At 58.9% G+C, this 13,508-nt stretch carries 14 protein-coding genes; 9 read left to right on the top strand and 5 right to left on the bottom strand.

The annotated features are described in order from the left end of the window. Nucleotides 1-156, top strand: a complete 156-nt coding sequence (locus tag ACEN83_RS15290; RefSeq protein ID WP_495580817.1) for a hypothetical protein — start codon at nucleotides 1-3, stop codon at nucleotides 154-156. Here ACEN83_RS15290 and ACEN83_RS15285 read toward each other — a convergent pair. Then, nucleotides 123-350 (bottom strand): DUF2790 domain-containing protein, encoded by a 228-nt coding sequence (locus ACEN83_RS15285; protein WP_495580816.1) that lies wholly within the window; start codon nucleotides 348-350, stop codon nucleotides 123-125. The two genes, ACEN83_RS15290 and ACEN83_RS15285, sit on opposite strands and share 34 nt — an antisense overlap. A 117-nt stretch (nucleotides 351-467) precedes the next feature. On the opposite strand from ACEN83_RS15285, the gene ACEN83_RS15280 reads away from it, so the two are divergent. Further along, nucleotides 468-1,406 (top strand): LysR family transcriptional regulator, encoded by a 939-nt coding sequence (locus ACEN83_RS15280; protein WP_495580815.1) that lies wholly within the window; start codon nucleotides 468-470, stop codon nucleotides 1,404-1,406. A 321-nt stretch (nucleotides 1,407-1,727) separates the two neighbouring features. On the opposite strand, the gene ocd is transcribed toward ACEN83_RS15280, so the two are convergent. Continuing rightward, nucleotides 1,728-2,774, bottom strand: coding sequence for an ornithine cyclodeaminase (gene ocd / locus ACEN83_RS15275; protein WP_495580814.1), 1,047 nt, complete (start codon nucleotides 2,772-2,774; stop codon nucleotides 1,728-1,730). A 576-nt stretch (nucleotides 2,775-3,350) separates the two neighbouring features. On the opposite strand from ocd, the gene ACEN83_RS15270 reads away from it, so the two are divergent. From ACEN83_RS15270 to ctlX, 6 genes are all read left to right on the top strand, one after another. Continuing rightward, nucleotides 3,351-4,130 (top strand): transporter substrate-binding domain-containing protein, encoded by a 780-nt coding sequence (locus ACEN83_RS15270; protein WP_495580813.1) that lies wholly within the window; start codon nucleotides 3,351-3,353, stop codon nucleotides 4,128-4,130. Nucleotides 4,131-4,189: 59 nt separating this feature from the next. Beyond that, the gene (locus ACEN83_RS15265) at nucleotides 4,190-4,915 is read left to right on the top strand and encodes an ABC transporter permease (RefSeq protein WP_495580812.1); all 726 of its coding nucleotides are present in this window, start codon (nucleotides 4,190-4,192) and stop codon (nucleotides 4,913-4,915) included. Continuing rightward, nucleotides 4,912-5,622 carry an ABC transporter permease gene (locus ACEN83_RS15260; protein ID WP_102700408.1) on the top strand — a complete coding sequence of 237 codons (711 nt, stop codon included), beginning with the start codon at nucleotides 4,912-4,914 and terminating at the stop codon, nucleotides 5,620-5,622. The genes ACEN83_RS15265 and ACEN83_RS15260 overlap by 4 nt, the downstream gene beginning before the upstream one ends. Nucleotides 5,623-5,678: 56 nt before the next feature. Then, nucleotides 5,679-6,440, top strand: a complete 762-nt coding sequence (locus tag ACEN83_RS15255; protein ID WP_007986657.1) for an ABC transporter ATP-binding protein — start codon at nucleotides 5,679-5,681, stop codon at nucleotides 6,438-6,440. Nucleotides 6,441-6,452: 12 nt separating this feature from the next. Beyond that, on the top strand, nucleotides 6,453-6,932 hold the full coding sequence (locus tag ACEN83_RS15250) for an Lrp/AsnC family transcriptional regulator (RefSeq protein WP_007974731.1): 480 nt from the start codon (nucleotides 6,453-6,455) through the stop codon (nucleotides 6,930-6,932). 226 nt (nucleotides 6,933-7,158) lie between these two features. Continuing rightward, a complete protein-coding gene (ctlX, locus tag ACEN83_RS15245; protein ID WP_495580811.1) occupies nucleotides 7,159-8,097 on the top strand; it encodes a citrulline utilization hydrolase CtlX in 939 nt (312 codons plus the stop codon). A 166-nt stretch (nucleotides 8,098-8,263) separates the two neighbouring features. On the opposite strand, the gene ACEN83_RS15240 is transcribed toward ctlX, so the two are convergent. Continuing rightward, nucleotides 8,264-9,922 carry an arylsulfatase gene (locus ACEN83_RS15240; RefSeq protein WP_495580810.1) on the bottom strand — a complete coding sequence of 553 codons (1,659 nt, stop codon included), beginning with the start codon at nucleotides 9,920-9,922 and terminating at the stop codon, nucleotides 8,264-8,266. A gap of 195 nt (nucleotides 9,923-10,117) precedes the next feature. Continuing rightward, entirely contained in the window at nucleotides 10,118-11,197 is a 1,080-nt protein-coding gene (locus ACEN83_RS15235) for an HAD family hydrolase (RefSeq protein ID WP_495580809.1), read from the bottom strand. Between the two features lie 264 nt (nucleotides 11,198-11,461). Between ACEN83_RS15235 and ACEN83_RS15230 the strand changes: the two genes are divergently transcribed. After that, a complete protein-coding gene (locus ACEN83_RS15230) occupies nucleotides 11,462-11,908 on the top strand; it encodes a hypothetical protein (RefSeq protein ID WP_495580808.1) in 447 nt (148 codons plus the stop codon). Nucleotides 11,909-11,996: 88 nt separating this feature from the next. Here the strand turns inward: ACEN83_RS15230 and menE are convergent, their stop codons facing one another. Continuing rightward, complete coding sequence (gene menE, locus ACEN83_RS15225; RefSeq protein ID WP_495580807.1) at nucleotides 11,997-13,499, bottom strand: o-succinylbenzoate--CoA ligase; 1,503 nt, start codon at nucleotides 13,497-13,499, stop codon at nucleotides 11,997-11,999. Nucleotides 13,500-13,508: the final 9 nt, after the last annotated feature.

Here is a 13,508-nt window from a genome sequence, read left to right as displayed (position 1 = left end):
ATGAGCAATAAAGTCTGGGCGCAGCAGTCTTCGGCTGCCGTGCCTGGGGATCTTGATCAGTCGCTGCAGCGCCTGGATCAAGTGTTCGATGGACTGGGCAGCCAGTCGGTACGCATCGGTACTCAAACGCCCGAGCAAATGCCCATCACCTTGTAGGTCAACGTGTGCGTTTCACCCTGGTGGTCGATGTAGACCATGGTCGCCGGCACGACGTCGCATGCAGTCGAGGTATCGGTTACCGAGATGACCTTGGCGATATCCAGAGCTGGAGTTGGTGTGACCGGGGTGCTTTCGGCGGCCATCACGGCGGTTGTGGTCAGGGCCAACAGTACACTCGACAAGGTCTTCATGTTTTTCTCCGTGGTGTTTTGATGAGTGAATTTTATTCTTTTACAGGTAGGGATAAAGAGGGCTGTACTTGATGCTGCGTTACATCAGATGCAACAGTCATTGCCTTCGGAGGGTTCATGGATTTGCTTAACAGCCTGCGGGTATTTGTGCGTGTAGCCGATGCCGGCAGCTTTACCACCGCCGCACAGGCGCTGGACTTTTCCACGGCGCAAGTGTCTCGGCTGGTGGCTGATCTCGAGCAGCACGTGCAGGCACGTCTGCTGCAGCGCACCACCCGCCGGTTGAGCCTGACCGAAGCCGGCGAACGCTTCCTGTTGCGGGCGCGGCAAATACTCGACGACATGGCCGAGGCCACCGCAGAAGCGCGTGGCGCTCACCTGGAGCCCAATGGCCGGTTGCGTCTGCACTGTTTGACCGGGCTGGGCGTGCTGATGACGCCACTGATTGCCCGCTACTGCGAGCTCTATCCGGACGTAGTGGTTGAGTTGACCTTGTCGCAACGCAACCCCGACCCCCTTGAAGACGGGCACGACGTGGTCATCTCCATTGCCCAGGAACTGGCGGATTCACAATTCGTTGCCCAAGCGGTAGGGCGCATCTTCAGCATCCCTTGCGCATCGCCTGCGTACATCGCGCGTCGGGGCCTGCCCACCCACCCCGAACAACTGAATGAACACTGCTGCCTGCGCATGATCGACCCGTTGTACGGCGATGAGTGGGTTTTCCGTGACGGGCAGGGCGAGCATTCAGTGGTGCCCGGCAAGACCTTCCAGAGCAACGTTCCCGAGGCGATGGTCAATGCATCGGAGGCCGGGATGGGCATCAGCCTGCTGCCGTTCTACACCGCAACCCGGTCGCTGCGCGAGGGCACGTTGCTGCGCCTGCTGGGCGACCATCGGCTCAGGGAGCGAAACGTCTATGCACTCTATCCTTCCAAGCGCTTTCTGGATGCCAAGGTGAGGACCTGGGTGGACTTTCTCAAGGCAGAGTTGCCCGGGCTTTTTTCCGGACATGAGGTCACAGCGGATGATGTTCGACACTGGGGAGCGGGCTAGCGCCAACGATCAAGCAAGCAAAACGCCGCAGTGTTGCCAAATCTCGCGTCGGTGCCTGGAGTGCGATCAGAACCATTTGCCTGGTGCGCGATTCACATCATCATGAGCTGTGACGTCGGTGAGCAGACACGACTTGCCTGAAGCTCCCGCAGAGCAGGCCGTCAGTGTTACTTGACGGCCTGCATTTGCATTTCTCTGACTGCAGGTGCTCCACCAATGGCACCTGGGTCAAAAGCGTTTCATTGCCGCCAGGCATCTTGCTGGCCGATTGCGCATGCAGGTCGGGCCGGCTTTTGCGATAGGCAATTGTGTCGAGTGGTATCAAGCCCTAAGCCTTGCATCGGCAGGTGCCGAAGGCAGCAGCAACGAGAACAGGTCCTTGGGATCCTGCAACTCTGGTACCAGCTGAATATCGCTGCCAATGTTGAGCGTTTTTGCAACATCCAGCACATAACGCAAGGCGGAGTAATCCTCGATGGCGAAGCCGACCGAGTCGAACAAGGTGACTTCCTCGGCATGCTGGCGACCCGGGGTCTGACCAGTGACGACTTTCCAGAACTCGATAACCGGAGAGTCGGCGGGCATCTGCTGAATTTCTCCTTCAATGCGGCTTTGCGGTTCGTACTCAACCATGACTCGCGCACGTTCCACGATGTCCCGGTGCAGTTCAGTCTTGCCGGGGCAATCGCCGCCCACGGCGTTGAGGTGCATCCCGGGCTCGATCATCTCTGGTGTTAAAATGGTTGCGTAGGCCTTGTCGGCTGTGACCGTGGTCACGATGTCGGCACCACGCACCGCTTGCGCGACGGTTTTGGCAACGGTCACCTGTATGGCAGGGTAGGCCCGCAGGTTGGCGACCAGTTTCGCTGTCGCCGCTGGATCGATGTCGTAGAGACTGATTTCAGTAATGCCGAGCAAAGTATGGAATGCCAGGGCCTGGAATTCGCTCTGTGAGCCGTTGCCGATCAGTGCCATTCGGCGACTGTCCGGTCGGGCGAGGTAACGGGCCGCGAGCGCTGAGGTGGCAGCGGTGCGAATGGCGGTCGTCAGCGTCATTTCACTCAGTAACACAGGCTTGCCGGTATCGACGTCTCCCAGTGCCCCGAACGCCATGACCGTCAGCATGCCGTTGTGGGTGTTCTTCGGATGTCCATTGACATACTTGAAGGCATAGAGCGCCGCATCAGACACGGGCATCAGCTCGATGACGCCCTCGGGTGAATGGTTCGCCAGGCGCGCGCATTTTTCGAAATCCGGCCAGCGTACGTAGTCTTGACGGATGTATTCGGCCATTTCGATCAGGCATTTGGGTAAGCCTTTTTCCCGGACGAGGAGGCTCAGATCATTTACGTCAATGTAACGGGTCATATGGGGTTCCTTTGCGCGTCTTTTAGTGTGCCGGTCCGGACGACCTGTCGCGTTCGCGATGAGGTGGTCCGTTTGGTTGCAACGCACTTATTGTCGAGGCAATGGCGAGAAGATTTCGGCCAATACCGACCCTGGATACAGCCAGAGAAGTCGAAAAACAGAGCGTGCACAGCGGAATCGGCCAGGCACCCGCTACTGCTCATCCTTATGCGGATCAGTCAGCCTCAACGGCAATCGCATTGGTTGTAGCGCGCCCATCAAGCGGAGAAACAGCCACTTGCAGCAGACGACAGAATCGGCTGTGAAAACCCTTCGTTCAGCACAGGCACGCTGTTTGAACAGGGGGTTACGACACCAGCACCCTCCCGGCAATTGGCATTCTGGCGGTCCGTTTCAAGCACTTGTCGTTCGCCGCTTGAGATGGCGTGCAACTGCGACGACTGGCTGCTCCCAGTCGATAACAACAACAAAAACGGCTGCGGTGAAGACCGCAAAGACTCTCTGCCCCTGTCAAAAAGTGTGGTCCGACGCAGGCGCCGGATCGCGATAAATCCAAATAATCCGGGACTCAAGAACATGAACATCAAATGGCTGACTTTGCCGGCACTCGCGTTGCTGTGCTGCACCACGGGCGCCAGTGCCAAGGAATGGAAGGAGCTGCGATTTGGCGTCAACCCAAGTTACCCACCCTTTGAATCCACCACGGCCGATGGCGGCGTACAGGGATTCGGCGTGGATCTGGGCAATGCAATATGTACCGAGCTGAAGCTCACCTGCGTGTGGGTCAGCAATGATTTTGACGGGCTGATCCCGGGGCTCAAGGCCGGCAAGTTCGATGCCATCGAATCTTCGATGACCGTGACCGACGCGCGCAGAAAACAGATCGACTTTACCGATCGCCTGTACGCCGGACCGACCGCCATCGTTACCCGCAAGGATTCCGGTCTGCTGCCGACCGCCGAGTCGCTGCGCGGCAAAACCATCGGTTACATGCAGGGCACGATTCAGGAAACCTACGCCAAGACCAAACTGGCGCCGGGCGGGGTGAAACTGCGGGCCTATCAGAATCAGGATCAGGTCTATGCCGACCTGGTATTTGGCCGTCTCGATGCGTCGATCCAGGACAAGCTGCAAGCGCAGATGAGTTTCCTGACCTCGCCACAAGGGGCGGACTTCCAGAACAGTGAAGGCATCAGCGACCCGTTGGTGCCGTCGGAAATCGCCATTGGTGTGCGCAAGGACAACGAAGAGCTCAAGGGCATGCTCAATGCCGCCATCAAGGCCCTGCACGACAAGGGCATCTACGCGCAGATCCAGCAGAAACACTTCGGTGACCTGGACCTCTACAACAACTGATCCTCGCGTCCCGGTCGCGGTGTTGCAGCGACCGCGGCGCATCAAGACAGGTGACTGGCGTGAACTCCTTCCTGAATCTGATCGGGCTCGATCTTTCGGCCCTGCAAGGCTATGGCCCTCTGTTGCTGCACGGCACCTGGGTCACCCTCAAACTGTCGGCGCTCGCGCTTGTCGTGAGCATGGCGCTGGGGCTGCTCGGCGCGGCGGCCAAGCTGTCGCCGCTGAAGCTGTTGAATCTGCCGGCGACCTTTTACACGACACTGATCCGTGGCGTGCCCGACCTGGTGTTGATGCTGCTGATCTTCTACAGCCTGCAAGGCTGGCTCAGCGCCCTGACCGAGGCCATGGGCTGGCCCTACATGGAAATCGATCCATTCGTGGCCGGCATCATCACCCTGGGTTTTATCTATGGTGCGTATTTCACCGAGACCTTTCGCGGGGCGATTCTCAGTGTGCCGCGCGGCCAGCAGGAAGCCGCCGCGTGCTTTGGCCTGAGCCGTTGGCAGCGTTTTCGTTTCGTGGTGTTCCCGCAAATGATGCGTTTCGCCTTGCCGAGCCTTGGCAACAACTGGCTGGTGCTGCTCAAGGCCACGGCGCTGGTGTCGATCATCGGTTTGTCGGACCTGGTCAAAGTCGCGCAGGAGGCCGGCAAAAGCACCTTCAACATGCTTGATTTCCTGCTGTTGGCCGCCGCGCTTTACCTGCTGATCACCAGCGCTTCGAACTATGTCTTGCGCGTGCTGGAACGGCGCTACAACCAGGGTGTACGGGGGATGGCGCGATGATCGAGTTGATTGCCGAATACTGGAAACCCTTTCTGTTCAGCGACGGCGAAACCCTCACCGGGTTGGCCATGACCCTGTGGCTGCTGGTGGCGAGCATTGCCATGGGCTTTTTCCTGTCGTTGCCCCTGGCGATCTTGCGCGTCTCGCGCTGGGGCGTCTTGCGTTGGCCGGTTCAGCTGTTTACCTACATTTTTCGCGGCACGCCGTTGTATATCCAGTTGCTGATTTGCTACAGCGGCATCTACGGCATTGCCGTGGTCCGTTCACAGCCATTGCTGGAAGCGTTTTTTCGCGATGCGATGAATTGCACCTTGCTGGCGTTCACCCTCAACACCTGCGCCTACACCGTGGAAATTTTTGCCGGAGCGATCCGCAGCATTCCCTACGGTGAAATCGAAGCGGCCCATGCCTATGGCCTCAGTGGCTGGCGCCTGTATCTGCAACTGATCCTGCCTTCGGCGCTGCGCCGCGCGCTGCCGTACTACAGCAATGAAGTGATCCTGATGTTGCACGCGACTTCGGTGGCGTTCACCGCAACGATCCCGGACATCCTGAAAATCGCCCGGGACGCCAACGCCGCGACATTCATGACCTTTCAGGCTTTCGGTATCGCCGGCCTGCTGTACCTCGTGCTGTCGTTCGGGCTGGTCGGCGCGTTCCGCCTGGCGGAGAAGCGCTGGCTGAGCTTCCTCGGTCCGGCGCACTGACTTCCATTCTTTATCCAGAGCGGCGCCGTCAGGTGTGCCGCTGCAGGAGAATTCGCATGTACAAACTCACCGTTGAAAATCTGTATAAACGTTTTGGTGACAACGAAGTACTCAAGGGCGTCTCGTTGAACGCAAGGGCAGGGGACGTGGTGAGCATGATCGGCGCCAGCGGCTCGGGTAAAAGCACCATGCTGCGCTGCATCAACTTTCTGGAACGGGCGGACGAAGGCGCCATTGCCCTGGATGGCGAGCGAGTCCTCACCCGCCAGGGTGTCGGTGGCATGCGTGTCGCCAACCCCAAGCAGCTGCAGCGTTTGCGTACGCGACTGGCGATGGTGTTCCAGCATTTCAACCTGTGGAGTCACCTGACCGTGCTGGAGAACATCGTGCTGGCGCCGTGTCGCGTCCTGGGCATGAGTCGCAAGGCCGCGGAGGAGAGCGCTCGGGCGTATCTGGACAAAGTCGGCTTGCCACAACGGGTGGCCGATCAGTACCCGGCGTTTCTGTCGGGCGGGCAGCAACAACGGGTGGCGATCGCCCGGGCCCTGGCGGTGGAACCGGAAATCCTGTTGTTCGACGAGCCCACCTCGGCGCTCGACCCGGAACTGGTGGGTGAAGTGCTGAAGGTGATTCAGGCGCTGGCCGAAGAAGGCCGGACCATGTTGATGGTGACCCACGAAATGGGCTTTGCCCGGCAGGTCTCCAGCCAGGTGTTGTTCTTGCATCAGGGGCGGGTCGAGGAGCAGGGTGATGCTACGATACTCGACCGGCCGAACAGTGAACGTTTGCAGCAATTTCTATCGGGTCGTTTGAAGTGAGGCAAGGCGTACATGGCGGATATCCGCGATCTGTCGATCGTGCTTGATCGTATCGATCAGGCAATCATTGAAGTGTTGCGCCACGAAGGGCGCATCACCTATCAAAAGCTGTCCGAGCGCGTGCACCTGACCCCCAGGCCGTGTCTGGAACGAGTGCGCAAGCTGGAACAGCTTGGGGTCATTCGCGGCTATGGCGCGATTCTCGACGAGAAGAAACTGACGCCGGGCTTGTCATTGCTGGTGCTGGTGGCGTTGTCGAACCAGAGCGGACGCGCGGCGCAAAAGGCCTTCGAAGCCAAAGTCCGCGCCTGCCCGCAGGTGCTGGAATGTCGCCTGATCAGCGGCGCGTTCGACTACAGCCTGCGCATGCGCTGCCGTGACATGGAGCATTACCGGGTGTTGACCGAAGTCTGGTTCGACGACCCGGATTTGCACATCGACAAACTGGTCAGCCACCCGGAGCTGGCGATGGTCAAGACCACCATGGAATAAGATCAAAAGATCGCAGCCTGCGGCAGCTCCTACAGAACGGCGGTGAACACGGTCCCTGTAGGAGCTGCCGAAGGCTGCGATCTTTTGCTTTCTGGTCCTCACCAAATCGGCTGGGCAACCCGGAATCTTCAGCCGTTTCCATCAGCGCAACAGCCGTTATCAACCGGGTTTTTCCCGCTTTGAAACAGACAATGAGCCTCTCTCGTCCCTCATTGAGCCTGTGCCCATGCAAACCACCAATACGGTTTTAATGATTCGTCCGACACGTTTCTCCTTCAATCAGGACACGGCGGCGAACAACCGCTTCCAGCGTCCGGCAACCGTTACCGAAGACGTACAACTCAAGGCCCTTGCCGAGTTCGATGGCTATGTCGACGCGTTGCGTCGGCACGGCGTCGAAGTCCTGGTGCACAACGATCGCGAAGCGCCGCATACCCCGGACTCGATCTTCCCCAACAACTGGTGGAGCAGCCACCCGGACGGCACCCTGGTGCTGTACCCGATGCAGGGCCACAACCGGCGTCTGGAACGGGACAAGGGTGTACTGGACGGGTTGCTGGGCGAATACCGGGTCGAACAGGTGCTGGACCTGTCCAGCCTTGAAGAGCAGGAGGTTTTCCTGGAAGGCACCGGCAGCATGGTCCTGGATCGGCAACAGCGGATCTGCTACGCCGGGTATTCCACGCGCACCCACGCCCGGGCACTGGATCAGTTGGTCACCCAATTGGGCTACGAACTCTGCGCGTTCAACGCGGTGGACCGCCAAGGCGTGGCGATTTATCACACCAATGTGATGATGAGCGTGGGCACGCGCCTGGCCGTGGTGTGCCTGTCATCGGTTGCTGATCCCAACGAACGCCAGGCATTGCGTGCGCGCCTGGAAGACAGCGGCAAGCAGGTGATCGCCCTGGATTGGGCGCAACTGGAATCTTTCGCCGGCAACATGCTGGAGGTACACAACGCAGCGGGCGAGCCGCTGCTGGTGATGTCACGCACCGCCTGGCAATCCCTGGACGCCGATCAGCGTCGCTTGATCGAAACTCACACCACGCCGTTGCCGGTTTACATCGACACCATCGAGCGCATCGGTGGCGGCAGCGCGCGCTGCATGCTGGCCGAGGTGTTCCTGCCCAGGCAAATGTCCGCCCGGCAACAGGTGCGGTGAAGGTCCGCCCGGCAACGACCGCCGGGCGCGATGATATGGGGGAACCGGGGGGCAGTCGGACTCGGTGTAGGCGAGGCCGCCGTGGTCCACGAAAGCTGGAGCGTTGGCCACTGCGGCTCGAACCGTGGCGACCTCTGCCGAGGCCGCCATTTTTCAGGTGAATTGATCAGTTACCGTTTGGCAACGACAAGTTGATGCCTTCCTTCTTCAGGGCATCACGCACATATTGGAATTTCTGGTACTGCGACAACTCCATCGGTCCGTCATAGGTCATGCTTTGCATCTTGCGAGGCGGGTAATCGACGTAGGTCTTCATCAGTTTCATGATCGCTGCCGAGATCGGCACCATGGTCCAGGTGCGCTCGGTAAAGTTGTTCATGAAAAGGTCATAGCGCTCTTGCGGGTCTTGCCACAAGTCAAACACCTGCGGCACGGTGGCCACGTATTTTTGTGCGCCTTTCCAACCCAGGTTCGAGTCCACGGCGAGACCGCCTGTTTGGGCGCCATCGTCGCCGCGCAGGTTGAATACCGCTTTGTAGTTCCCGACACGGGCCGCACCCGGGGACAATTCATTCTCGGTAAAGTAGAACCACTCCTTGCGCGGTGAAGGGGCGCTACCGGTGAGTACTGGCGTCATGTCGTAGCTGTCGAAGATGATCGGCTGACCTTCACGGTCTTTCTCGGGCAGCTTGACGCCTGCCACAGAGGCGAACGTCGCCATCAAGTCCAGGCCACCGAGCATCTCGTGGTTTTTCGTGTTCGGCTTGATCTTGTCAGGCCAGACGGCAATGGCCGGTACTCGGTTACCGCCTTCACGCACGGTGCCCTTGGTGCCGCGGAACGGGGTATAGCCGGCGTCCGGATAAACGTCCTGCCAGGCCCCGTTGTCTGTGGTGTAAACCACCAGGGTGTTCTTATCCAGGCCCAGCGCCTTGAGCTTGTCCATGATGCGGCCGATGTGGGTATCGAGTTCGACGATGGAGTCGGCGTACTTGGACTTGGACATGGACTTATGAACGAACTCCGGAGCCGGCATGTTCGGCTGGTGGACTTTCATGAAGTTGACGTTGATGAAAAACGGCTTGTCCGATTTGGCCGCCGTGTCGAGAAACTCGAGGGCAGCTTTTTCGACATAGTTATCAAAGAACGGAATGCCGACCACGCCGGGTTTGCCATCCACGACGGGTGTGTCCACGTACTGGCCATTGATCTTGAACTCTTCAACCGGTTTTTCGCCGGCCTTGCCGGACAACGCGCCTTTGGTCACCTTCTGGAACATCTCGCGGGTTTCCGGATCCATGTCGGGGAACCACGTTGGGTCCGCGTAGGTATAGGCATTGAGGTGATACAGGCCGACGTACTTCATCACGTCATAACCCTGGGCATTGGGCAGCGCATAGTCGGCTTCGCCCAAATGCCATTTGCCGGTGAAGTAGGTGTCATAGCCGCCGGTCTTCAACACGGATGCCAGCGTCCATTCGGCGGCTGGCAAACCACCGCCCTGGCCTTGAAACGCCACGGTGGTCATGCCGCTGCGATTGGGGATGCGCCCGGTTTGCATGGCCGCCCGGCCAGGCGTACAGCTCGGCTGTGCATAGAAGGAGTAGAAAGTGACACCTTCTGCCGCCAACTCATCGATCTTGGGCGTAGGCATGCCACGCCCGATCCCACCTCCGTACGGCCCCAGATCGCCGTAGCCAGTGTCATCGGAAACGATGAACAGGATATTGGTTTTTTCCGTTTGAGCGGCGTGGGCAAGCCCGTTCAATGACAACAGTGCAGCAAACACGACAGACAACTTGAAACGATCCGATAGCTTTTCCATGCCAGCAACCTCGTTGTTTCATAATGTTGGCCGGTGATGAGTGCACAACTGCAATTAGCCCAAGTACTGCATACAGATCACGACTACTGTTGTTGCATGCCCTTGTAAGGAGTAAGGCGCACGAAGGAGTCTAGTGCGGCTTTTACGGCTCAGCGGGGTATTTGCTCATACGTTGAATTCACCTGCAGCGGTGTTTCACTCGAATGCAAATACCTTCTTCCAATCCTTTTTCATGCTGATGACCGTCCAGCCATCTCGCTTTGCCTGGTCATAGAGGGGTTGCGTAAAAGTGCCTACCTTGGTCTCCGGCAATGCTTGAGCCGGGCCATAGGCATATTCGCGCTCGGCGTCGTCGTGCAGCACCAGCATCACCAGTCGCGCGCCTTGGCCGGCCTTGGTGTATTCCAGCATCTGCTTGTCGCCGGTGGAGTTGCCGAAGGCTGCGTTTGGTTGGCGGCCCGTCATCAGGTAAATATTCTCTGGCTTGCCGGCATCGTTGTCGTTGAGCACTACTTTGGGTTGTTTGATCAACTGCGGTTTACCGTTCTTGTCGTAGACATACTCGGTTGCGCCAGCGCTACCGATGACTTGTTCCGCAGGCACGCCATAGATCTCCTCGGAATAGGTGCGAACGAAGTCCTGCCCACCCCCGGTGACAATGTAGGTCTTGTAGCCATTGTCACGCAGGTATTGCATGACTTCCTTCATCGGCTGATACGTCAGTTCGGTGAAAGGGCGCTTCCAGCGAGGGTCTCGGGCTTCGGCCAGCCAGGCACGAACTTGCTGCTTGAACTCATCCGTAGGCATGCCGCTGAGGGTCACCATGGCGATTTTCAGGTAGTCATCGAGGGTCAGTTTTGCCATGGCGGCGCGGTCGCCCGACAGTACCGTCTTGAAGGGTTCGGCGCTGGCCAACTCCGGCTTTGCCTTGACCACCGCAGGAACGCGACTCAGGCAATAAAACAGTTGGCTATACGCAGGATGCTCGACCCACAGCGTGCCGTCCTGGTCGAAGGTCGCGATGCGTTCGGCTGGCGAAACGAACTGGCTACCCCCTTCCTGGGTGGTCGCCTTGACGAACTCCACGATGGCTTGCTTGGCCGGCCCGTCATTCCAGGATGCCAAAGGGTCAGCCGCGAACACCGCCGTCGAAGCGATCAGGCTCAGCCCGAGTACGGCGAGAGGCGCGCCAAAGCGGCGTTCAATGTGCGAGCAAAGGCGCGTCGTAGTGACTGCGGAGTTCCAGGTACGCTGCACCAGGATCATGAAATTCATGAGGTTCACCTACGGTGGATGGGTTAATCATTGGCGGCTACATGGCTGCTCACTCTGGCAAGGACTACAGCAGTTAGTTGGAAAACCAGTGTAGTGGGTTTGGGAATAATTGCTGTTTCTGCACTCGGATCGAGACATTGCGCAATGCAGGAGCGGCACGGGATGGGGCATGTCCGAGAAGTACATTCCGGGGGAGTGCAACATGAGCTGATCAGCTATACACAATATTCCACCCGGCACTTCTTCAACCGATCGAGGTTGTCAATGAATTACACCCTCCCACTGACAGCGCTACTGGTCACAGTAAGTCTCTCGGGCTGTACCCGTTCATCCACCCAGTCGGTGACGCTTCCCCTGAAAGCCTCCGAGCAGAATGCCGGCCATATCGCCAATACGACGCTGACCGCCGTGGACAACGAAAGTAATTTCAACTTCTACATCTCTGGCGTCCCGACAGGAACCACTTTGCCGTTGCGCATTTACACGTTCGTCAACAGAGGCAACTGCCAGCAGCCAGGCCCGGTTGCTTACGAGATGAACGACAGGATTACCACTCAGCGTACTGCTCAGGCAGGTTGGACGTTTGAGCGTGTTGCCCCGGTCTCTGTGTCGGATCTGTTGTCCGGTCAATATTCCGTTGTCGTGCGCACGACACCTGAGGATGGCAGCGTCGATCTTTTTTGCGGGGATATCGCACAAGCGGCTCGGTGAGCGTTTTAGTTGATCGTTGAGCCAAGCGTCGCCAACGTGATTGCCGCGTACGCAAGTGCCGCTGTTGTTCAGCGGCACTTGCTCGGGCTTATGCAAGCAACTGTCGCTTCAGAACCTTGCCCACCGAACTGCGGGGCAGGGTGTCAATCATCTGCACCGACTTCACGCACTTGAAGCCAGCCAGACGCAGGCGGCAGGCCTCGATGATCGCGGCCTCACTGGTAGCGCCTGGCGACGTGGCAACGACGAAGGCAACCGGCACCTCGCCCCATCGCTCATCAGGCTGGCCGATGACGGCGACCTCGGCGACACCTGGCAACGAGGCAATCACCGCCTCCAATTCTGCCGGGTAGATGTTCTCGCCACCGCTGATGATCATGTCCTTGAGGCGATCCACCACATGGAGAAATCCATGCTCGTCGATACGACCGATGTCACCGGTTCTGTACCAACCTTTTTGAATAGCTACCTGGGTGGCTTGCGGATTACGCCAGTAGCCGGAAAACATCATCGGCCCACGACACCAGACTTCGCCGTCCAGGCCGGGGGCCAGTGGCTCCAGGCTGGACGGATCGACGATTCTGACCTCACCAAACATCAGCACCTTGCCGTGGGAGTGGGCATGGGCGAGACCCATTTCGTGGGTCCAGAAGGTCACCGCGCCACAAAATTCGGTAATGCCGTACACCTGCTGCACTTTCACGCCGATGGCCAGACAGTCTTCGATCAGCCTGAGGGGAACTGCCGAGGCGCCGCAGGTCACGGAAACCAGGCTGCTGCTATCGACTTCCTGTTTTTTCGCCAGGGTCAACAATGCCTGAAGCATCACCGGCACCGTCATCAAGCTGGTGATGCGCTCGCGAGCGATCACCTCCCAGACCTGTGTCGGGTCGAAGTCAGGCAGCAGCACCGTGGTGCAACCTTTGAACACGTTGGTCAGCATGGGTGAAAGTCCGCCGATATGGAACATCGGGGCGATCAGTAGAAAGCGGTGGTCCTGATTCCATTCCAGCGTGGCGCTGTTGCTTTGCGCGGTCCAGATCAATGCAGCGTGGGAGAGCAGAGCGCCCTTGGGTTTTCCGGTAGTGCCCGAGGTGTACATGATCACCGCAGGGGCATCGTCGCCGCGGCCCAGCAACAGCGGCGCGTCCAGGCCGGTATCGGCAGTGATGCGCTCGTAGGCGCCTGGCGCTTGTTCGGTACCTTTGTTGATCAGGATCAGACCTGGTCGGTCAGCTACAAATTGCTGGACGGTGGGTGCGAACGCGTCCTCGAACAGCAGTGCTGCCGGTTCGCTGTCGGCCAGGATGTAGCTCAGTTCGGGCGCCTGAAGACGCCAGTTGAGTACCACCAACGTGGCGCCGGCCTTCGCTACGGCAAACAGCGCGCAGGCGAGAAATTCGCTGTTCTTTGAATAGACCGCCACGCGATCGCCTTCGGCCACGCCCTGCGCAACCAGGTCATTGGCCAGGCGATTACAGCGTGCGTCGAACTGGGCGAAGGTCCATCTTCCCGTGGGTGATACCAGCGCTTCCCGGACCGGAGTCAAGTCGGCGCGCTGTGCCAGCAACCGTCCTAAATGTACGCTCATGGCGTTCTC

Source organism: Pseudomonas sp. Pseusp49, assembly GCF_059491875.1.
Note: the sequence above shows the minus strand (reverse complement) of the source record. Positions and strands in the feature narration are given on the sequence as shown.